This window comes from Comamonas testosteroni ATCC 11996 (genome assembly GCF_000241525.1).
GTDB classification, from domain to species: domain Bacteria; phylum Pseudomonadota; class Gammaproteobacteria; order Burkholderiales; family Burkholderiaceae_C; genus Comamonas; species Comamonas testosteroni.
Genome location: NZ_AHIL01000038.1, coordinates 1 through 17,936 on the forward strand (window position 1 = coordinate 1; position 17,936 = coordinate 17,936).

The window sequence follows — 17,936 nt, forward strand, 5'->3', positions numbered from 1 at the left end:
AAAAACTCTCTGCAAGACAACCTTTTTATCAGTCGCGTTTTGCAGAGACTCGAATTATAGACAGGTTTTTAGCGATTTTTCAAACGCGCGATAACTTTTTCACGTCCAAGCAATTCCAGCACTGCATCGACCGAGGGCGTATGGGCTGTGCCCACGGTCAGAACACGTACGGGCATGGCCAGCACGGGCATCTTCACGCCTTGTGCCTTGAGCAACTCCTTGATCGCAGCCGCAATGGCTTCCTTGGTCCATTCCACGTTTTCCACCACGGCCGCAAATGCATCCAGCACAGGGTTGGCCGCCTCGGTCACATGCTTGGCGTAGTCTTCCGCATTGCGCTCGACGCTGTCCACATAGAAGACCTTGGCCCAGTTGGCCAGATCCACCAGGGTCTCGCAACGATCCTTGAACAAGGCAGCAATGCGCACCAGACGGTCATCGGCGTCGATCAGGCTCTCGGCTACGCCGGCCTTGATGACAAAGGGCTTGACCAACTGGGCCAGCTCGGCATCGTCCATGGCCTTCAGATGCTGGGCATTGACCCAGCGCAGCTTGGCTTCGTCAAACTGACCGGCACTGCGGCCCAGGTGGTCCAGATTGAACCATTCCAGGAACTGGGCACGGCTGAAGATTTCGTCGTCGCCATGACTCCAGCCCAGGCGAGCCAGATAGTTCACCATGGCATCGGGCAGATAGCCCTCATCGCGGTATTGCGTCACGGCCTTGGCGCCGTTGCGCTTGCTCATCTTCTCGCCTTGCTCGTTGAGCACGGTGGGCAGATGGGCAAAGGTCGGCACGGTGGCGCCCAGCGCCTCAAAGATGTGGATCTGGCGCGGCGTGTTGTTCACATGGTCGTCGCCACGGATGACATGGGTGATGTTCATGTCCATGTCGTCCACGCAGACGCAGAAGTTGTACGTGGGCGTGCCGTCAGGGCGAGCAATCACCAGATCGTCGAGCTCGGAGTTCTGGAACTCGATACGGCCCTTGCACTTGTCGTCCCAGCCCACCACACCAGTTTGCGGAGTCTTGAAGCGCAGCACGGGCTTCACGCCTTCGGGAATAGCAGGCAGCACTTTGCCCTCCTCGGGGCGCCATGTGCCGTCATAGCGGGGCTTTTCCTTGGCGGCCATCTGCTTTTCACGCAGCGCATCCAGTTCCTCCATGCTCATATAGCAGGGGTAGACATAGCCCTTTTCCTGCAGCGTAGCCAGCACTTGCTTGTAGCGATCCATGCGCTGCATCTGGTAGAACGGACCTTCATCGTGGTCCAGTTGCAGCCACTCCATGCCCTCCAGGATCACGTCCACGGAAGCCTGGGTGGAACGCTCCAGATCGGTGTCTTCAATGCGCAGCACGAAGTCACCGCCATTGGCGCGCGCAAAGGCCCAGGGGTAGAGGGCCGAGCGAATATTGCCCAGATGGATGAAGCCCGTGGGCGAAGGGGCAAAGCGAGTGCGAATTTTGTTGTTTGTCATATCAGAAATCCTTGTACGACATTCCCCATGCCAAGGCTGCGGCGCTTGATGCGCGCGCAGTCTCAGTCAGAGATGCCGAGCAAGAGCCGCCTCGCAACGCAGGCACACCCCTTGAGGGGGAAGGTGCGAAGCGACTCAGGGGGTGTTTCACAGCGTATCCAGTCCGCGAGCCAGGTCGACCTTGAGGTCCTCCAGATGCTCAAGACCCACGGAAATACGAATCAGACCCTGACCCACGCCAGCAGCCTGACGCTGGTCCTCGGTCAGACGACCATGCGAGGTGCTGGCGGGGTGGGTGATGGTGGTCTTCACATCACCAAGGTTGGCCGTGATCGAGCACAGACGCGTGCTGTCCACCACATGGAAGGCATTGGCACGCAGTTGCTCGGCACCCTCGCCCACCACGTCGAACGCCAGCACGGCACCGCCCAAGCCGTTTTGCTGGCGCATGGCCAGCTCGTGCTGAGGATGGCTCTTGAGGCCCGGGTAGTACACACGCGCCACCTTGGGATGGGCTTCCAGCCAGGCGGCAAACTCCAGCGCCGCAGCGCTTTGCGCCTTGACGCGCAAAGCCAGGGTTTCCAGGCCCTTCATCACCGTCCAGGCGTTGTAGGGCGCGATGTTCAGACCGCCGCTGCGCAAGAAGGTGCCCATGACCTTGTCCACGAGGGCGATGGTGCCGCAGACCGCACCGGCCATAACGCGGCCCTGGCCGTCGAGGAACTTGGTGCCCGAGTGCACGACGAGGTCGGCACCGAACTTCACGGGCTGCTGCAGCACGGGAGTGGCGAAGCTGTTGTCCACGGCCAGCAGTGCGTTGTTGGCGTGTGCCAGCTCGGCCAATGCGGCGATGTCGCAGAGATCGGTCAACGGGTTGGTGGGCGTCTCGGCAAACAGCATGCGCGTGTTGGGCTTGATGGCCGCCTTCCAGGCTTCGATATCGGTCTGCGAGACAAACGTGGTTTCCACACCGAAGCGTGCCATCTCGGTTCCCAGCAACTTGATGGTGGAGCCGAACATGGACTGCGAGCAGATCACATGATCGCCTGTCTTGAGCGCCGTCAGCGCCACCAGCAAGATGGCCGACATGCCGGTGGAAGTCGCGACCGCACATTCCGTCCCTTCCATGGCCGCCAGACGCTTTTCAAAACTGGTGACCGTGGGGTTGCTGGTGCGGCTATAGGTGAAGCCCGGCTCTTCATTGGCAAAGCGGCGCGCTGCGGTAGCCGCATCGGGCTGCACAAAGCTGCTGGTCATGTACAGGGCTTCGCAATGCTCGCCCCACTGGCTGCGCTCGACCGCTTCGCGCACGGCCAGAGTTTCAGGATGCAAACCTTCGGGTAATGTCTTGTTGGTCACAATCGTCAAATCCAGATGGTTGGTACTGGTCACGAGTTCGCTGCAGACCGCCAATCAGGCCTGCAGGCTTGCTGCTCCACCAGCTCGACCGGCGCAGCACAAGCCATGCCGGTCTTTGAATATGCTTTGCTCGCACATCATGAAATTGGAGTCAAATCAACCTCAAACGCTTGATGTGCATACGTTGCCAGCTCACTTTTAAAGAGCATACCAACCGCATAGCTCTGCCATTGTCCTCCCGAATGAAAAGGGTTGCCTAAGCAACCCTTTCCGACTCGGTCATTCGCTGCGCTTTAACGCTCAGCTTTCCTGAGCATTGGGCAGGGACAGGCGCGAAGTGTCTTCGCTCTCCTCTTCGCTGCCGCGGTTGCGGCCTTCGTTGAGCGCCGTCACCTCTTCATCGGAAATATCGCCGGTGATATAGATGCCGTCGAAACACGAGGCCTCGAAGCCGCTCACCTGAGCATTGATCTTGCCCACGGCCTGCTTCATGGCTTCCACGTCCTGATAGATCAGCGCGTCGCAGCCGATGACCTGTCGAATTTCCTCGACCGTACGGCCGTGAGCCACCAGCTCGGAGCGCGTGGGCATGTCGATGCCATACACGTTGGGGTGACGCACGGGAGGCGCAGCGGACGCCAGATACACCTTGTTAGCACCGGCATCACGCGCCATCTGCACGATTTCCTTGGAAGTGGTGCCGCGCACGATGGAGTCATCGACCAGCAGCACATTGCGGCCCTTGAACTCGCTGCTGATGGCATTGAGCTTCTGGCGCACCGACTTCTTGCGCGCGCCCTGGCCGGGCATGATGAAGGTACGGCCCACATAGCGGTTCTTCACAAAACCTTCGCGATAGGGCTTGCCCAACAACTGGGCCAGTTGCATGGCGCTGGGGCGGCTCGATTCGGGGATGGGAATCACCGCATCGATTTCATTGGGAGGCACCATGGAGATCACGCGCTTGGCCAGCGTCTCACCCATGTTCAGGCGAGCCTGATAGACCGAGATGCCGTCCATGGTGGAGTCGGGACGTGCCAGATACACATACTCGAACACGCAGGGATTGAGCTGGGTCTTTTCAGCGCATTGCTGGCTCTCGACGCGGCCGTCGTTGTGCACAAAGATCGCTTCGCCGGGAGCGATGTCGCGCTCGAACTGATGGGTCGTACCTTCCAGCGCCACGGACTCGCTGGCCAGCATGATGGTGCCATCATTGCCGCGGCCCATGCACAGCGGACGGATGCCGAAGGGATCGCGGAAGGCCAGCAGGCCGTAGCCGGCGATCAGAGCGATCACGGCGTAGGAGCCCTTGATGCGCTTGTGCACCGCACGCACGGCCTTGAAGATTTCCTCGCTCTGCAGCGGCGCGCCGCTGGAGGCGCGACCGATCTCGTGCGCCAGCACGTTGAGCAGGACTTCGGAGTCGCTTTCGGTGTTGGTGTGGCGGTGATCGGTATCCGCCAGTTCGCGGCGCAGCTGCTTGGCATTGGTGAGATTGCCGTTGTGCACCATGACGATACCGAAGGGCGCATTCACGTAGAAGGGCTGAGCCTCTTCCTCGCTGGAGGCATTGCCCGCCGTGGGGTAACGCACCTGACCCAGACCCACATCACCGGGCAGAGCACGCATATTGCGGGTGCGGAACACATCCTTCACCATGCCCTTGGCCTTGTGCATGAAGAACTTGCGTTCCTGCTGGGTCACGATGCCGGCTGCATCCTGCCCACGGTGCTGCAGCAGCAGCAAAGCGTCATAAATCAGCTGATTCACGGGTGTGGTGCTCACCACACCAACGATTCCACACATAGTTGCGTTCCATCTGTTCGCGAAAGTCACCCTTCGCCACACTCGCCTGCTTCGCCACCCATTGGCTAGCCTGCGCTTTGATATCCGGCATGGCGGATCACGCCAACACCAAACTCTCGTCGGCACCCACTGCGTTTTACAGCAAGCGCCTTAGCCACTTTCAACCCTTAGGTAAATTGCGGCGAAAAATTTCGCTTCAAGAGGAAGCCTTGGGCAGATACTGCCCCCACTCCTCTGGCAGAGCAGGCAGCGCCCAGCCCAGCGCCTCGGTCAACCAGGGCGCCAGCACCGAGTCCTGCCACCACAAAGCCTTGTGCAATGGCGTGTACTGGATCACCAGAGCCAGCACCAGCAGCAGCAGGCCACCGCGCAGGACACCGAACAAGGCGCCCAGTGTGCGATCCACAGGCCTCAGACCCACGGCCTCAATCAGCTGCTTGGACAGCCAGGAGATCACACCCCAGGCAAACATGGACCCCACCAGCAGCAGCACAAAGCCCGCCGCATAACGCAGTTGCATGTCCCAGCCGTCCAGCGGCAGCCATACCGCCACCTCTTGCGCCCAGGTCCGCGCGACCACGAAGGCCACCAGCCAGCCCAGCAAAGACAGGACTTCATAGACCAGACCGCGCCAAGCCCCCAGCAACATGGAGCCCAGCACAACGACCACAAAAATCCAGTCAAGCGTGCTCATCAATCAAACCGTTGCCGGAAAACCGGTCTCAAGCCTTGAACACCGAGGCGGGCAAGCCCAGTGCTTTGGCCCTGGCGGCAGCCTTCTCGGCTTCCTCGCGGCTCTTGAAAGGCCCCATGCGAACACGTGTGCGCTTGCCGTCCTTGGTATCCACGGTCTGGGTAAAGGCTCCGGCACCAAGCTTGCCCTTGATTTCGTTGGCCTTGCCGACTTCGGCAAAGGCGCCGATCTGAACGATAAAGCGCTCGTTAGTCGCTGCTGCCTCCTTGGCCGGAGCAGCTTCCGAAGTACTGCGCCCCTCCAGCAATGCACGGGCACGGGCGGCCTCGTCCACCTTAGGTGCTTCAGGCTTGTGCTTGGGCTCGGGTTTGGCTTCCGGCTTCTTGATCTCGGGTTTGACCTCTGGCTTGACCTCGGCCTTGGACTTTTCGGGCTTGGGCTCCGGTTTGCGCTCAGGCTTTACCTCGGGTTTGGGCTGAGGTTTGACTTCTGGTTTGGGCTCGGGCTTGACCTGGGATGCCACCGCAGCGGCTGTGCCGACGGCAGCCGCAGTGACCGCAGCCCCGACCACCGGAGCAGTAGGCGCCACAGTCGCCGTCGCTGAAGCTGCAGGCCTGGCCGAGGGTGCAAGTACTTCTTCGCCGTCATCCAGAGAAGCATTGGCAGCAACACGCCCTGATGGTGCGGCCGTCTGGCTCGCCACCTGGGTGCCAGGCACGACCTCGGGGGCCGAATTGGCCTGATCGGGAATTTCAATCGGGATATTGACCGGAATGGGACGTGGCTGCGTGTCGAACAGCAGCGGGAAGCCCACCACACCGATCAGCACCAGCACGGCCGCCCCGATGAGGCGATGACGCGCGCGGCGGCGCATGGCTTCCACGCTTTCGCCCTGGGCCAGGCGACTGGGGCGCTTGGCTCCGGCCACGGACTCGGCTTCGTCTTTTTTGCCAGGCCAACGGAAATTGAAAAATGCCATGAGTGAGGACTTGTTGAGGCCCGCCGACCGACAGAAGCCTGGGCGGCAGACCGCTGACTCAGTGAGCCAGGTGTTTGGCGTTCAGACGAGGCGTGCCGTTTTGCAACACTCCGCCCACGGTGAAGAACGATCCAAAGACCACGATTCTATCAGCCGCCTCCGTTGCCGCGACTGCGGCATCCAGGGCCTGCTGGGGATTGGCAAAGGTCTGCATGCTCACATCTTTGCGGATCACGCCTTGGGCCTGCAGCTGCTGCAGCTTGGCCTTGAGGTTTTCCGCAGAATCCGCACGCGGCGTAGGCAGATCGGTAAAGTACCAGCGGTCGACCAGCGGCCCCACCTTGGTGAGCATGGGCTCCCAGTCCTTGTCGGCCATGGCGCCGAATACGGCATGCGTAGTCGGGAAGTAGCCCATGGCATCGAGATTCGCCGTGAGCGCCGCCACCGAGTGCGGGTTGTGCGCCACATCCAGCACCAGCGTGGGCTGACCGGGAACGATCTGGAAGCGACCGGGCAGCTCCACCATGGACAAGCCCGTGCGCACGGCCTGCGCCGTCACCGGCAGCTTGCCGCGAATGGCTTCATAGGCGGCCAGCACACCGGAGGCATTCATCAGCTGATTGGCGCCACGCAGCGCCGGATAGGCCAGCCCCGCATAACGGCGACCACGACCGGCCCAGCCCCATTGCTGCTTGTCTCCGTCGTAGTTGAAATCCTTGCCGAAGCGCCAGAGGTCGGCACCGATTTCGGCCGCGTGATCGATCACGCTTTGCGGCGGCACCGGGTCGCTGACGATGACGGGACGACCGGCGCGCATGATGCCGGCTTTTTCTCGGCCAATGCTTTCACGGTCCGGCCCCAGCAGCTCCATGTGATCGAGATCGATGCTGGTGATGATGGCGCAGTCGGCATCGATGATGTTGGTGGCATCGAGCCGGCCTCCCAGACCCACTTCCAGAATCGCCACATCCAGCCTGGACAGGCTCATGAGGCGCAATATCGCCAGCGTGGTGAACTCGAAGTAAGTGAGTGCAACCTCTTTACCGTCCTTGACCCTGGCCTGCTCCACCGCCTCGAAATGCGGGATCAGTTCTTCGGCCTTGACGATCTCGCCGCCCACACGGCAGCGCTCTTCAAAGTGAACCAGATGCGGCGAGGTATATACACCGGGGCGAAAGCCGGACTGCAGTGCCACGGCCTCCAGCATGGCACAGGTCGAACCCTTGCCATTAGTGCCGGCCACCGTGATGACGGGGCAGTCGAATTGCAGGCCCATGCGCTGTGCGACTTCACGCACGCGATCCAGACCCAGGGCGATGTTCTGGGGATGCAGGCGCTCGCAATAAGCCAGCCAAGCATCCAAGGTGGGAAATATGGTGTGCATACTGGGCGCTATTGTCGCCCACTGTCAGAGGCCCTATGGCTGCCGGCACTTGGCAAATGCGTTACATCTGACTCCAACCGTTTCACCGATACCGAACACCATGAGCATGATCACCACCGTCTACGGCATCCCCAACTGCGACACTGTCAAGAAAGCACGCAGCTGGCTCAGTGAGCAAGGTATTACTTACCAGTTCCACGACTTCAAGAAGCAAGGCGTTCCCGCCGAGCGCCTGCCCCAGTGGATGCAGGCCGTGGGCTGGGAAAAGCTGCTCAACCGCCAGGGCACAACCTGGCGCAAGCTCGATGAAGAAACCAGGAATAGTGCCGTGGATGCGCCCAGTGCTGCCGCCGTAATGCAGGAGCACGCCAGCACCATTAAGCGCCCCGTGGTGGAGTGGGCCGATGGGACAATCACCGTTGGCTTCAAGGCCGATGACTGGAATGCGACGCGAAGCGCCTGAGCAACCGCTCACATTCACACATTGCTTTACCTAGTTTTACGGAGCTGAGCGCTGGTATTTACGCTGATCCCCTAAACTTTTTGGTGATCTGATGCGTTAAAGCTTCAGAGACAGGAGAGATGTTGATGAAAACCCTGGCAGTTTTGACTTTGACCGCCGTGGCCGCCACCGGGGCCTATGCCCAGGAGCGAGGCCGCGTGCTGTCCTCGACCCCCATTACCCAGCAGGTCGCCGTGCCGCAGCAGGTCTGCAGCGACCAGCCGGTGGCGGTCGCTCCTCGCCCCACCGGTGCAGGTGCCGTGGTCGGAGCCATTGCCGGCGGCCTGATAGGCAATGCCATAGGCGGCGGCGGCGGCCGTGCAGCAGCCACGGCAGCCGGCGTGGTAGGCGGTGCCATGCTGGGCAATCAGGCCGAAGCCTCCGGCCCCGTGCAGTACCAGAACATGCGCCAGTGCAGCACGCAGACCTTCTACCAGAACCGCACCGTGGGCTACAACGTGACCTATGAGTACAACGGTCGCAGCTACACCACGCAGACCGCCAGCCCGCCCGGCCAATGGATTGCACTGAATGTGCAGCCCGTGGCCAACGACCCGGTCTACAGCAACGACGGCTACTACAGCACCCAGACGGCTCCTCAGGGCGCCTACAGCACCAGCTACCCGCAGAATTACGACAGCGGCTACTACGCCCCTCAGCCCGTGGCGCCCACTTATTCAGTAGGCTCGACCTATTCGGCCTCTGACTATGTGGCACCGCTGCTGATCGGCGCTGCCATCGGTGCAGGCGCCTACTACGCCACCCGTCCCAGCCACTACTACCGACCCGGCTACCGTCCGGGTTGGCACGGCGGACATGGCGGCCACGGCTGGCGCCGCTGATCCGAGTCGATCCGGCCTTGCAGGCCGCCCAGGAGCCCCGTCACGGGGCTCTTGTTTTTCCTGCCTTTGCCGGGCATTCGCGCAGGTGCAAATCCCGTGGCCTAAAATCAATGCTTTTGATCTTCGACCACGCACAGCGTATCTCCTCCATGACCACCGAAACCATCGCAGGCGTCAGCCTCACCACCAAGGCCAATGTTTACTTTGACGGCAAGTGCGTCAGCCACAGCTTCACGCTGGCCGACGGCACCAAGAAGTCGGTGGGCGTGGTGCTGCCTGCAACGCTGACCTTTGGCACCGCAGCTGCAGAAATCATGGAATGCGTGGGCGGCTCCTGCGAATACAAGCTCGACGGCAGCGACGAGTGGAAGAAGTCCTCGGCCGGCGAGAGCTTCCAGATCCCCGCGAACTCCAAGTTCGACATCCGCGTGACCGAGGCTTATCACTACATCTGCCACTACGCCTGATCCGCGCCTGGCCCGGCTTTGGGCCAGACCCGAGAGTTTCAAGCCTTTTCAGCCCCAATCGCTTACCCATCAAGCGCTTGCAGCTATCACTTTGAAGAGAAATCTCATGGAAACCATTCTGCAACATGTTCCCGTCGGCCAGAAGGTCGGCATCGCCTTCTCCGGCGGCCTGGACACCTCTGCCGCTCTGCGCTGGATGAAGAACAAGGGTGCCCTGCCCTACGCCTACACGGCCAACCTGGGCCAACCCGACGAAGCCGATTACGACGAAATTCCCCGCAAGGCGATGGAATATGGCGCAGAAAAGGCTCGTCTGATCGACTGCCGCCCCCAGCTGGCCAATGAGGGCATTGCCGCCATCCAGTCCGGCGCCTTCCACATTTCCACCGGCGGTATCACCTACTTCAACACCACGCCCCTGGGCCGTGCAGTGACCGGCACCATGCTGGTGGCCGCCATGAAGGAAGACGACGTCAACATCTGGGGCGACGGCTCGACCTTCAAGGGCAACGACATCGAGCGCTTCTACCGCTACGGTCTGCTCACCAACCCCGCACTGAAGATCTACAAGCCCTGGCTGGACAGCAACTTCATCGACGAACTGGGCGGCCGTGCCGAAATGTCGGCCTTCATGACCAAGGAAGGTTTCGGCTACAAGATGTCGGCCGAGAAGGCCTACTCCACCGACTCCAACATGCTGGGCGCCACCCACGAAGCCAAGGATCTGGAGTTCCTGAACTCCGGCATCCGCATCGTGAACCCCATCATGGGCGTGGCTTTCTGGAAGCCCGAAGTTGAAGTCAAGGCAGAAGAAGTCTCCATCACCTTCGAAGAAGGCCGCCCCGTGGCCATCAACGGCAAGGAATACACCGATGCCGTGGAAGTCTTCCTGGAGCTGAACCGCATCGGCGGTCGCCACGGCCTGGGCATGAGCGACCAGATCGAAAACCGCATCATTGAAGCCAAGAGCCGCGGCATCTACGAAGCCCCCGGCATGGCCCTGCTGCACATTGCCTACGAGCGCCTGGTGACCGGCATCCACAACGAAGACACCATTGAGCAGTACCGCATCAACGGCCTGCGCCTGGGCCGTCTGCTGTACCAGGGCCGCTGGTTCGACCCTCAGGCCATCATGCTGCGCGAATCCTCGCAGCGCTGGGTGGCCCGTGCCGTGACCGGCACCGTGACGCTGGAACTGCGCCGCGGCAACGACTACTCCATCCTGAACACCGAGTCGCCCAACCTGACCTACGCCCCCGAGCGTCTGTCCATGGAAAAGGTCGAAGACGCGCCTTTCAGCCCCATCGACCGCATCGGCCAGCTGACCATGCGCAACCTGGATCTGATCGACACCCGCGCCAAACTGGCCATCTACTCGCAAGCCGGCCTGCTGAGCGTGAGCAGCGCCAACGCTCTGCCACAGCTGGGCAACGACAAGAAGTAATTCGGTCCGCGCCCACAAAAAAGCCGCTGCAGTGCAGCGGCTTTTTTCATGCCGAACATGCCTTAATCACCTGTGGAAAAAGGCTTACAGCTATCAATACTGCAGCATCAGCGATTGATCTGATGCACTTGCTGCTCCAGCTGCCCCACATAGGCGGCCGTGCTGTTGTCCGACTCCTGGGCGCGCTGCACCAGATGCGCTTCCAGCACGTCGAGCCGGGCCATCACCTCTTCCTTGTCCCTGGCATGCAAGGCTTCGAGCACGCTGCGCAGCTCGGTGAAACGCGAAGCCTCGGCCTTGTCAGCCAGATCGCGCTGGGCCTGCATCTCCTTGGCATGGCGACGCGCCTCCAGCAGCACCGAGCCCTGCATCCACAGCACATAGGCGATGAAGAACACGCTCAGCAAAATCGTCAGCGCCAGCATGAGCACGCCCAGCGGTGCCTGGATTTCGGTCAGGCCCAGCGAAACCGTTGCAGGTGTGGACAGCGCCGTCCAGTTAAAGGCCGCCAACACGGCAATCAGGGCCACGATGATGGCAATGCAGATGGTGCGAAAGTTCATGCTCTTCTCCTTGTACTCCGAGATGCCTTGTTTTAACCCAAGATCGCATCGGCTTGCGTCAGCAAGCACCAGAAATGACAAAGCCGCTGTCTCCAGCGGCCTTGTCGTCATGATGCGTTCAGATCAGCGGCATTCGCCGGCTCAATTGGTCTCGGACAACTGCTCCAGGATCGCGGGATTCTCCAGAGTGCTGGTGTCCTGGGTAATCGCTTCCCCCTTGGCCAACGAACGCAGCAGACGGCGCATGATCTTGCCACTGCGGGTCTTGGGCAGGTTGTCGCCGAAGCGGATGTCCTTGGGCTTGGCAATGGGGCCGATCTCCTTGGCCACCCAGTTGCGCAGCTCAGCCGCGATCTGCCTGGCTTCCTCGCCCGTAGGCTTGCCGCGCTTGAGCACCACAAAGGCGCAGATGGCTTCCCCGGTCAGGTCATCGGGACGGCCGACCACGGCGGCTTCGGCCACCAGATCGGTCTTGGCCACCAGGGCCGACTCGATTTCCATGGTGCCCATGCGGTGGCCCGAGACATTGAGCACATCGTCGATACGGCCCGTGATACGGAAGTAGCCACGGTCTTCGCTGCGCACGGCGCCGTCGCCGGCCAGGTAGTAGCCCTTGAGTTCATCGGGGAAGTAGCTCTTCTTGAAGCGCTCGGGGTCACCCCAGATGGTGCGAATCATCGACGGCCAGGGCTTTTTCACCACCAGGATGCCGCCTGCTCCGTTAGGGATCTCGTTGCCTGCCTCGTCGACGATGGCCGCCGTGATGCCAGGCAGAGGCAGAGTGCAGGAGCCGGGCACCAGAGGCGTGGCACCGGGCAGCGGCGTAATCATGTGGCCGCCGTTCTCGGTCTGCCAGAAAGTGTCCACGATGGGGCAGCGCTCGCCGCCCACATGCTTGTGATACCACATCCAGGCTTCGGGATTGATGGGCTCGCCCACCGAGCCCAGCAGACGCAGGCTGGACAGATTCCAGTTCTTCGGGTGCACGCTGGGGTCGGAGTCTGCCGCCTTGATCAGCGAGCGGATGGCTGTGGGCGCCGTGTAGAAGATGCTGCACTGGTGGCGCTCTATCATCTGCCAGAAGCGGCCCGCATTGGGGAAGGTCGGCACGCCTTCGAAGACGATCTGCGTAGCACCGGCAGCCAGCGGGCCATAGGCCACATAGCTGTGGCCGGTGATCCAGCCGATGTCGGCCGTGCACCAGAAGACATCGCTGTCTCTGGCATCGAAAGTCCACTCAAAGGTCTGCTTGGCCCACAGCACATAGCCGCCGGTGGCGTGCTGCACGCCCTTGGGCTTGCCGGTGGAGCCGCTGGTGTAGAGGATGAAGAGCGGATGCTCGGCGTTGACGGGCACGGCTTCGCACTCGGCGGACTGACCGGCCAGCGCATCGGTGAAGCTGATGTCGCGGCCCGCGACCATATTGCAGGCGCTGGCCGTGCGCTCATAGACCAGCACACTCTTGACGGCTTCGCAGCCACCCAGCGCAAGCGCGTCGTCGACGATGGCCTTGAGCGGCAACTCCTTGCCGCCACGCATCTGGTAGTTGGAGGTGACGACCAGGCTGGCGCCCACGTCCACAATGCGCTCCTGCACGGCCTTGGCCGAGAAACCGCCGAATACCACGGAATGCGTTGCGCCTATACGTGCGCAGGCCTGCATGGCCACCACACCCTCGATGGTCATGGGCATGTAGATCAGCACGCGATCACCCTTTTGCACGCCGCGTGCCTTCAGCGCATTGGCGAACTGGCTCACGCGGGCAAGCAACTCTTTGTAAGTGACCTTGGTGACTTCGCCGCCGTCGGCTTCAAAGATGATGGCCGTCTTGTTCTCCACGGGCGTACCCATGTGCTTGTCCAAACAGTTGGCGCTGGCGTTGAGTTCGCCGTCGGCAAACCATTTGTAGAACGGCGGGTTGCTCTGGTCCAGCACCTGGGTGAAGGGCTTGGTCCACTGCACGTTCTCACGGGCCAGACGTGCCCAATAGCCTTCATAGTCGCGTTCGGCTTCGTCGCACAAGGCCTGGTACTGCGCCATGCCCGAGATGCGGGCCTTGGCGGCGAAATCCGCCGGGGGCGGGAACACACGGTTTTCCACCAGTACGGATTCGATGGTTGATGTCGCAGCGCTCATCGTTTTGTCTCCTGATGCATAAGCAATGAAATAATTGTGGGTGTACTGTCAAGGCTCGGTCTTACACCCCACTGACTGAAATTGAGAAGCGGCTTTTGCGCGCCGTCAAGCCCGTCATTCGCTCCCATTTTTGCAGCAGAAAGCGCCTGTTTGGTGTTGATTTGCTTGCACTTTTCTCAAAACACCCCGGAACAAACCCTTAGAATCGCGCACCTGCTGCTGCAGAGGCCGGGGCCCACGTTGCGGCCTGCTCTCGAAGGCGCAGGCAGTCCGGGACGCGGCCCCAGCAAAACCAGTCTTACAAGGTGGCGGCATCCCGTTGCCCCCATCGCATCCAGTCCGCCCCAAACACACATCATGAGCCGCATCCCTTCCGACGAAGCAGGCAACTCCACCCACCACACGCCGCATGGCGGCTACCAGCCCTCCGGCGCATTGCGCCCCCTGCCCTCGCTGATCTTTGCCAGCCGCTGGCTGCAGCTGCCGCTGTACCTGGGTCTGATTGCCGCCCAGGGTGTCTATGTCTGGCACTTTCTGGTGGAACTCTGGCATCTGGTGGAGGCGGTCTTCGGCAATCAGGAAGCCCTGCATGCCCTGATCACCAATATTGGCTACAAAAGTGATGTCCAGATCACCCATCTGAACGAAACCATCATCATGCTGGTGGTACTGGCCCTGATCGATGTGGTCATGATCTCCAACCTGCTGATCATGGTCATCGTGGGTGGCTACGAAACCTTTGTCAGCCGCATGGGCCTGGAATCCCACCCCGACCAGCCCGAGTGGCTGAGTCATGTGAATGCCTCGGTGCTCAAGGTCAAGCTGGCGCTGTCCATCATCGGCATCAGCTCCATCCACCTGCTCAAGAGCTTTATCAACGCCGGCAGCTATGAAGTGCAGGTGCTGATGTGGCAGACCATCATCCACGTAGTCTTCCTGCTTAGCGCCCTGGCCATTGCGCTGACAGACAAGCTCACCCAAAGCGCTCACCACTGAAGCAGCCCTCCTCCCCCCAAAAAGCCCCGCATGGTCGTCCATGAAGGGGCTTTTTTCATGCCTGCACAGAACGCAAAGCTCGTCAAAAGCTGACAACCGTCAAAAAAATTCCGTCAATTCGACACAAATCCTTATCTATCAAGGACTTGCATCAGCAATTTTTACGTATGCGAATGTTTCAGGAGCGCCATTTCCGGCGGATGCGGGCGGCAAAGCTTACAGCTCGATTTGACGCATAAAACTCAATTCGATATATTAAAAAGTCATTTACAACCTGCCGTGCAGGTCGTCACTGCATTGTTGAGATGCGGTTGACTCACTTCCCGGCGGATCGTTGTGTCAATTCACGAGCGCTTGCCGCTCTTTGGCGCAGCCCCGTCAACCGGGCCGAAACACGGCCCTGATGTAGGGGGCTCTCCCCGGCCGATGTGCCGGGGTTGGCCTGACAAGAAGCCGTGCAGATGCGTGCCAGTCGGTACCTGATCTGCCAGCCAGCTGCTTCTTCCAATTTGCCAGCTCTTGCGCACACCTGGCTGTGCCATCCGGGCTGAAAACTCGGCGCCATCGCTGCGCCATCTGCATTGCGCAGTCCCGCCCACAAGGCCGGGCTGGGCTGCGGCATCAGGGCTTTTATTTTGGCTTGTGCGCCAGCGCCCACCGGCATTACCGGTCGTGGGCGCTGGACTGTGTTCCATCCCATCAAAAAAGGAGAACGCCACAGTGGCCAAGCAAATCGCTATCGATCATGTCTTCAAGGTCTTCGGCAACGATCCGAAAACCGCTCTCAGCCTGGTGAAACAGGGCCTGAGCAAGCAGGAGATCCTCGCCCAGACCGGGCAATCCATCGGCGTGTTCGACGCCGACTTCACCATCGAAGCCGGTGAAATTTTCGTGGTCATGGGCCTGTCAGGCTCGGGCAAGTCCACCCTGGTGCGAATGCTCAATCGCCTGATCGAGCCCACCAGCGGCCGCATCCTGGTCGACGGCCAGGACATCAATGCGCTCAATGACAAGGAACTGCGCGCACTGCGCCGCAAGGACATCTCCATGGTGTTCCAGTCCTTTGCCCTCATGCCCCACCTCACGGTGCTGGACAACACGGCCTTTGGCCTGGAGTTGGCCGGCGTGGACCGCGCCACGCGCCAGCAGCAAGCGCAAGATGCCCTGGAGCAGGTGGGCCTGGGCGCCTGGGGCGCCAGCTACCCCGACGAGCTCTCCGGCGGCATGCAGCAGCGCGTGGGTCTGGCCCGCGCACTGGCGTCCGACCCCTCCATCCTGCTGATGGACGAGGCCTTCTCGGCGCTGGACCCCATCATCCGCACCGAAATGCAGTCCGAGCTTCTGCGCCTGCAGGAGATCAAGCGCCGCACCATCGTCTTCATCTCTCACGATCTGGACGAAGCCATGCGCATTGGCGACCGCATCGCCATCATGAAGGACGGCATGGTGCAGCAGGTGGGCACGCCCGACGAGATTCTGCGCAACCCGGCCAACGACTATGTGCGCACCTTCATTCAGGGCGTGGATGCGGCAGCCGTGTTCAAGGCCTCCGACATCGCCCGCCAGGCGCTGACCGTGATTTCAGAGCACAGCGACCGCGGCTGCCGCGCCGCGCTTCGCCTGCTGGAGGACTCCGACCGCGATTACGCCTATGTGCTCAATGCACGCAAACGCTTTCTGGGCGTGGTCTCGTCGCAGTCGCTTCGCGATGCGCTGCACGGCCACGAGGGAATGCTGGGCCTCAAGCACGCCTTCATATCCGATGTGCAGCCTATCGCCAGCAGCACGCCGGTGGCCGAGCTGTTCGGCACCGTGGCCACTCCGGCTTACCCGCTGCCTGTAGTAGATGAAGAGGGCAAATACCTGGGCGTTATCAGTCGCACCACCATGCTCAAGTTCCTGGATCGCGCCACCCCACCGGTGCCACCACCTCAGAAGGAAATTCCGCCCATCAAGCTGGATCAGCACTTCCAGCCCAAGCCCAATACGCAAGCTGCGCAGCACGCAGCGCATTAAAAGAAGGGAGCCGATTTGAACGATAACGCACTGAACAATCCCAACACAGAAACCACTAGCGCGGCTTTTGACGACCCGTGGGCTGCAGCTTCTGCGCCCGCCACCGAGCCGGCCAGCGCCAATGTCACTAGCTCGGCGGCAGATGCCGATCCCTGGGCTGCCTCCTATGCCGATGCGAATGCCGGCTCAAGTACCGATGCCTGGAGCAGCGGAGATGCTGCCAGCCAGGCCAGCAGCACCGATTGGCTCAGCGCCCCCTCGCCCACCGATGTGCCCGAGCATGACGGCGGCATAGGCCAGCTCTGGCACCAGATCACCACCGAAGGCCTGCCTGTGCAGGACTCGATCAACAACGGACTGACCTGGGTGGTCGATCATTTCCGCCCCTTCTTCCAGGCTGTTCGCACCCCCATCGACGCCACGCTCAACGGCGTGACCGATGTGCTGCAGACCATCCCCATGCCCGCGCTGGTGCTGCTGATTGCTCTGCTGGCCTGGCAGTTTGCAGGCCGCAAGCTGGCCATTGGCTCGGCAGTTTCGCTGCTGATTGTGGCCCTGCTGGGCATCTGGTCCGAAGCCATGGTCACGCTGGCCCTGGTGCTGACCTCGCTGTTCTTCTGCATCGTGATCGGCCTGCCCGTGGGCATCTTGCTGGCCAGCAGCGACCGGGCCCAGCGCTGGACGCGCCCCCTGCTGGACGCCATGCAGACCACACCGGCCTTCGTCTATCTGGTGCCGGTGGTCATGCTGTTCGGTATCGGCAACGTGCCCGGAGTGATCGTAACGATTGTGTTTGCGCTGCCGCCGCTGATCCGACTGACCAATCTGGGCATTCGCCAGGTGCGCCCCGACCTGATCGAGGCCAGCCGTGCCTACGGTGCATCGCCTGCCCAGTTGCTGTGGAAGGTGCAGCTGCCGCTGGCCATGCCCTCCATCATGGCCGGTATCAACCAGGCGCTGATGCTGTCGCTGTCCATGGTGGTGATCGCCTCCATGATCGCCGTCGGCGGTCTGGGTCAGATGGTGCTGCGCGGTATCGGCCGTCTGGACATGGGTCTGGCCACCGTCGGCGGCCTGGGCATCGTGCTGCTGGCCATCGTGCTGGACCGCATCACCCAGGCCATGGGCGAGCCCAAGCGCGGCAGTGCCCGCTGGTGGGCCACGGGCCCAGCTGGCCTGGTTATGCGCCTGCTCGACAACAAGCGCTCTGCGCCGGCCCCCAAGCCCGGCAGCGAGGCCGCCAAGCCCGCGACGATCTGAATCAAGA

The 17,936-nt window shown here is 61.4% G+C and carries 15 protein-coding genes; 7 read left to right on the plus strand and 8 right to left on the minus strand.

The genetic code is table 11. The annotated features are described in order from the left end of the window. Positions 1-68: 68 nt before the first annotated feature. The 6 genes from gltX to folC all read right to left on the minus strand — a co-directional run bounded on the left by gltX (position 69) and on the right by folC (position 7,703). A complete protein-coding gene (gene gltX, locus CTATCC11996_RS16285) occupies positions 69-1,478 on the minus strand; it encodes a glutamate--tRNA ligase (protein WP_003078148.1) in 1,410 nt (469 codons plus the stop codon). Positions 1,479-1,625: 147 nt separating this feature from the next. Continuing rightward, on the minus strand, positions 1,626-2,837 hold the full coding sequence (locus tag CTATCC11996_RS16290; RefSeq protein WP_003078150.1) for an O-succinylhomoserine sulfhydrylase: 1,212 nt from the start codon (positions 2,835-2,837) through the stop codon (positions 1,626-1,628). Between the two features lie 300 nt (positions 2,838-3,137). Then, entirely contained in the window at positions 3,138-4,646 is a 1,509-nt protein-coding gene (gene purF, locus CTATCC11996_RS16295) for an amidophosphoribosyltransferase (RefSeq protein WP_003061095.1), read from the minus strand. A gap of 196 nt (positions 4,647-4,842) precedes the next feature. Next, positions 4,843-5,340 (minus strand): CvpA family protein, encoded by a 498-nt coding sequence (locus tag CTATCC11996_RS16300; protein ID WP_003078153.1) that lies wholly within the window; start codon positions 5,338-5,340, stop codon positions 4,843-4,845. 28 nt (positions 5,341-5,368) lie between these two features. Then, entirely contained in the window at positions 5,369-6,319 is a 951-nt protein-coding gene (locus CTATCC11996_RS16305; RefSeq protein WP_003078155.1) for an SPOR domain-containing protein, read from the minus strand. 58 nt (positions 6,320-6,377) lie between these two features. Beyond that, positions 6,378-7,703: a bifunctional tetrahydrofolate synthase/dihydrofolate synthase gene (gene folC, locus CTATCC11996_RS16310; RefSeq protein WP_003078158.1), complete on the minus strand. Its 1,326-nt coding sequence runs from the start codon at positions 7,701-7,703 to the stop codon at positions 6,378-6,380. A gap of 100 nt (positions 7,704-7,803) precedes the next feature. On the opposite strand from folC, the gene CTATCC11996_RS16315 reads away from it, so the two are divergent. The 4 genes from CTATCC11996_RS16315 to argG all read left to right on the plus strand — a co-directional run bounded on the left by CTATCC11996_RS16315 (position 7,804) and on the right by argG (position 10,958). Next, positions 7,804-8,166 (plus strand): ArsC family reductase, encoded by a 363-nt coding sequence (locus CTATCC11996_RS16315; RefSeq protein ID WP_034349474.1) that lies wholly within the window; start codon positions 7,804-7,806, stop codon positions 8,164-8,166. 125 nt (positions 8,167-8,291) lie between these two features. Then, positions 8,292-9,047 carry a glycine zipper 2TM domain-containing protein gene (locus CTATCC11996_RS16320; RefSeq protein ID WP_003078162.1) on the plus strand — a complete coding sequence of 252 codons (756 nt, stop codon included), beginning with the start codon at positions 8,292-8,294 and terminating at the stop codon, positions 9,045-9,047. Positions 9,048-9,196: 149 nt separating this feature from the next. Then, on the plus strand, positions 9,197-9,514 hold the full coding sequence (gene ppnP / locus CTATCC11996_RS16325; protein WP_003057202.1) for a pyrimidine/purine nucleoside phosphorylase: 318 nt from the start codon (positions 9,197-9,199) through the stop codon (positions 9,512-9,514). A 106-nt stretch (positions 9,515-9,620) separates the two neighbouring features. Continuing rightward, positions 9,621-10,958, plus strand: coding sequence for an argininosuccinate synthase (argG, locus tag CTATCC11996_RS16330; RefSeq protein ID WP_003057205.1), 1,338 nt, complete (start codon positions 9,621-9,623; stop codon positions 10,956-10,958). Positions 10,959-11,065: 107 nt separating this feature from the next. Here the strand turns inward: argG and CTATCC11996_RS16335 are convergent, their stop codons facing one another. Continuing rightward, positions 11,066-11,521, minus strand: a complete 456-nt coding sequence (locus tag CTATCC11996_RS16335; protein ID WP_003057208.1) for a hypothetical protein — start codon at positions 11,519-11,521, stop codon at positions 11,066-11,068. Positions 11,522-11,662: 141 nt separating this feature from the next. Continuing rightward, on the minus strand, positions 11,663-13,657 hold the full coding sequence (gene acs, locus CTATCC11996_RS16340; RefSeq protein ID WP_003078165.1) for an acetate--CoA ligase: 1,995 nt from the start codon (positions 13,655-13,657) through the stop codon (positions 11,663-11,665). A 357-nt stretch (positions 13,658-14,014) separates the two neighbouring features. Between acs and CTATCC11996_RS16345 the strand changes: the two genes are divergently transcribed. From CTATCC11996_RS16345 to proW, 3 genes are all read left to right on the plus strand, one after another. After that, positions 14,015-14,653 (plus strand): YqhA family protein, encoded by a 639-nt coding sequence (locus CTATCC11996_RS16345; RefSeq protein ID WP_003078168.1) that lies wholly within the window; start codon positions 14,015-14,017, stop codon positions 14,651-14,653. Positions 14,654-15,373: 720 nt separating this feature from the next. Beyond that, positions 15,374-16,669, plus strand: coding sequence for a glycine betaine/L-proline ABC transporter ATP-binding protein ProV (gene proV, locus CTATCC11996_RS16350; protein ID WP_003078171.1), 1,296 nt, complete (start codon positions 15,374-15,376; stop codon positions 16,667-16,669). Between the two features lie 15 nt (positions 16,670-16,684). Continuing rightward, positions 16,685-17,929 carry a glycine betaine/L-proline ABC transporter permease ProW gene (gene proW, locus CTATCC11996_RS16355; protein ID WP_003078175.1) on the plus strand — a complete coding sequence of 415 codons (1,245 nt, stop codon included), beginning with the start codon at positions 16,685-16,687 and terminating at the stop codon, positions 17,927-17,929. Positions 17,930-17,936 lie beyond the last annotated feature (7 nt).

Coding starts and splice junctions, on each gene's coding strand:
- gltX (WP_003078148.1), bottom strand. CDS start 1,478: ATGACAAACAACAAAATTCGCACTCGCTTTGCCCCTTCGCCCACGGGC.
- purF (WP_003061095.1), bottom strand. CDS start 4,646: ATGTGTGGAATCGTTGGTGTGGTGAGCACCACACCCGTGAATCAGCTG.
- CTATCC11996_RS16300 (WP_003078153.1), bottom strand. CDS start 5,340: ATGAGCACGCTTGACTGGATTTTTGTGGTCGTTGTGCTGGGCTCCATG.
- CTATCC11996_RS16305 (WP_003078155.1), bottom strand. CDS start 6,319: ATGGCATTTTTCAATTTCCGTTGGCCTGGCAAAAAAGACGAAGCCGAG.
- folC (WP_003078158.1), bottom strand. CDS start 7,703: ATGCACACCATATTTCCCACCTTGGATGCTTGGCTGGCTTATTGCGAG.
- CTATCC11996_RS16315 (WP_034349474.1), top strand. CDS start 7,804: ATGAGCATGATCACCACCGTCTACGGCATCCCCAACTGCGACACTGTC.
- CTATCC11996_RS16320 (WP_003078162.1), top strand. CDS start 8,292: ATGAAAACCCTGGCAGTTTTGACTTTGACCGCCGTGGCCGCCACCGGG.
- ppnP (WP_003057202.1), top strand. CDS start 9,197: ATGACCACCGAAACCATCGCAGGCGTCAGCCTCACCACCAAGGCCAAT.
- argG (WP_003057205.1), top strand. CDS start 9,621: ATGGAAACCATTCTGCAACATGTTCCCGTCGGCCAGAAGGTCGGCATC.
- CTATCC11996_RS16335 (WP_003057208.1), bottom strand. CDS start 11,521: ATGAACTTTCGCACCATCTGCATTGCCATCATCGTGGCCCTGATTGCC.
- acs (WP_003078165.1), bottom strand. CDS start 13,657: ATGAGCGCTGCGACATCAACCATCGAATCCGTACTGGTGGAAAACCGT.
- CTATCC11996_RS16345 (WP_003078168.1), top strand. CDS start 14,015: ATGAGCCGCATCCCTTCCGACGAAGCAGGCAACTCCACCCACCACACG.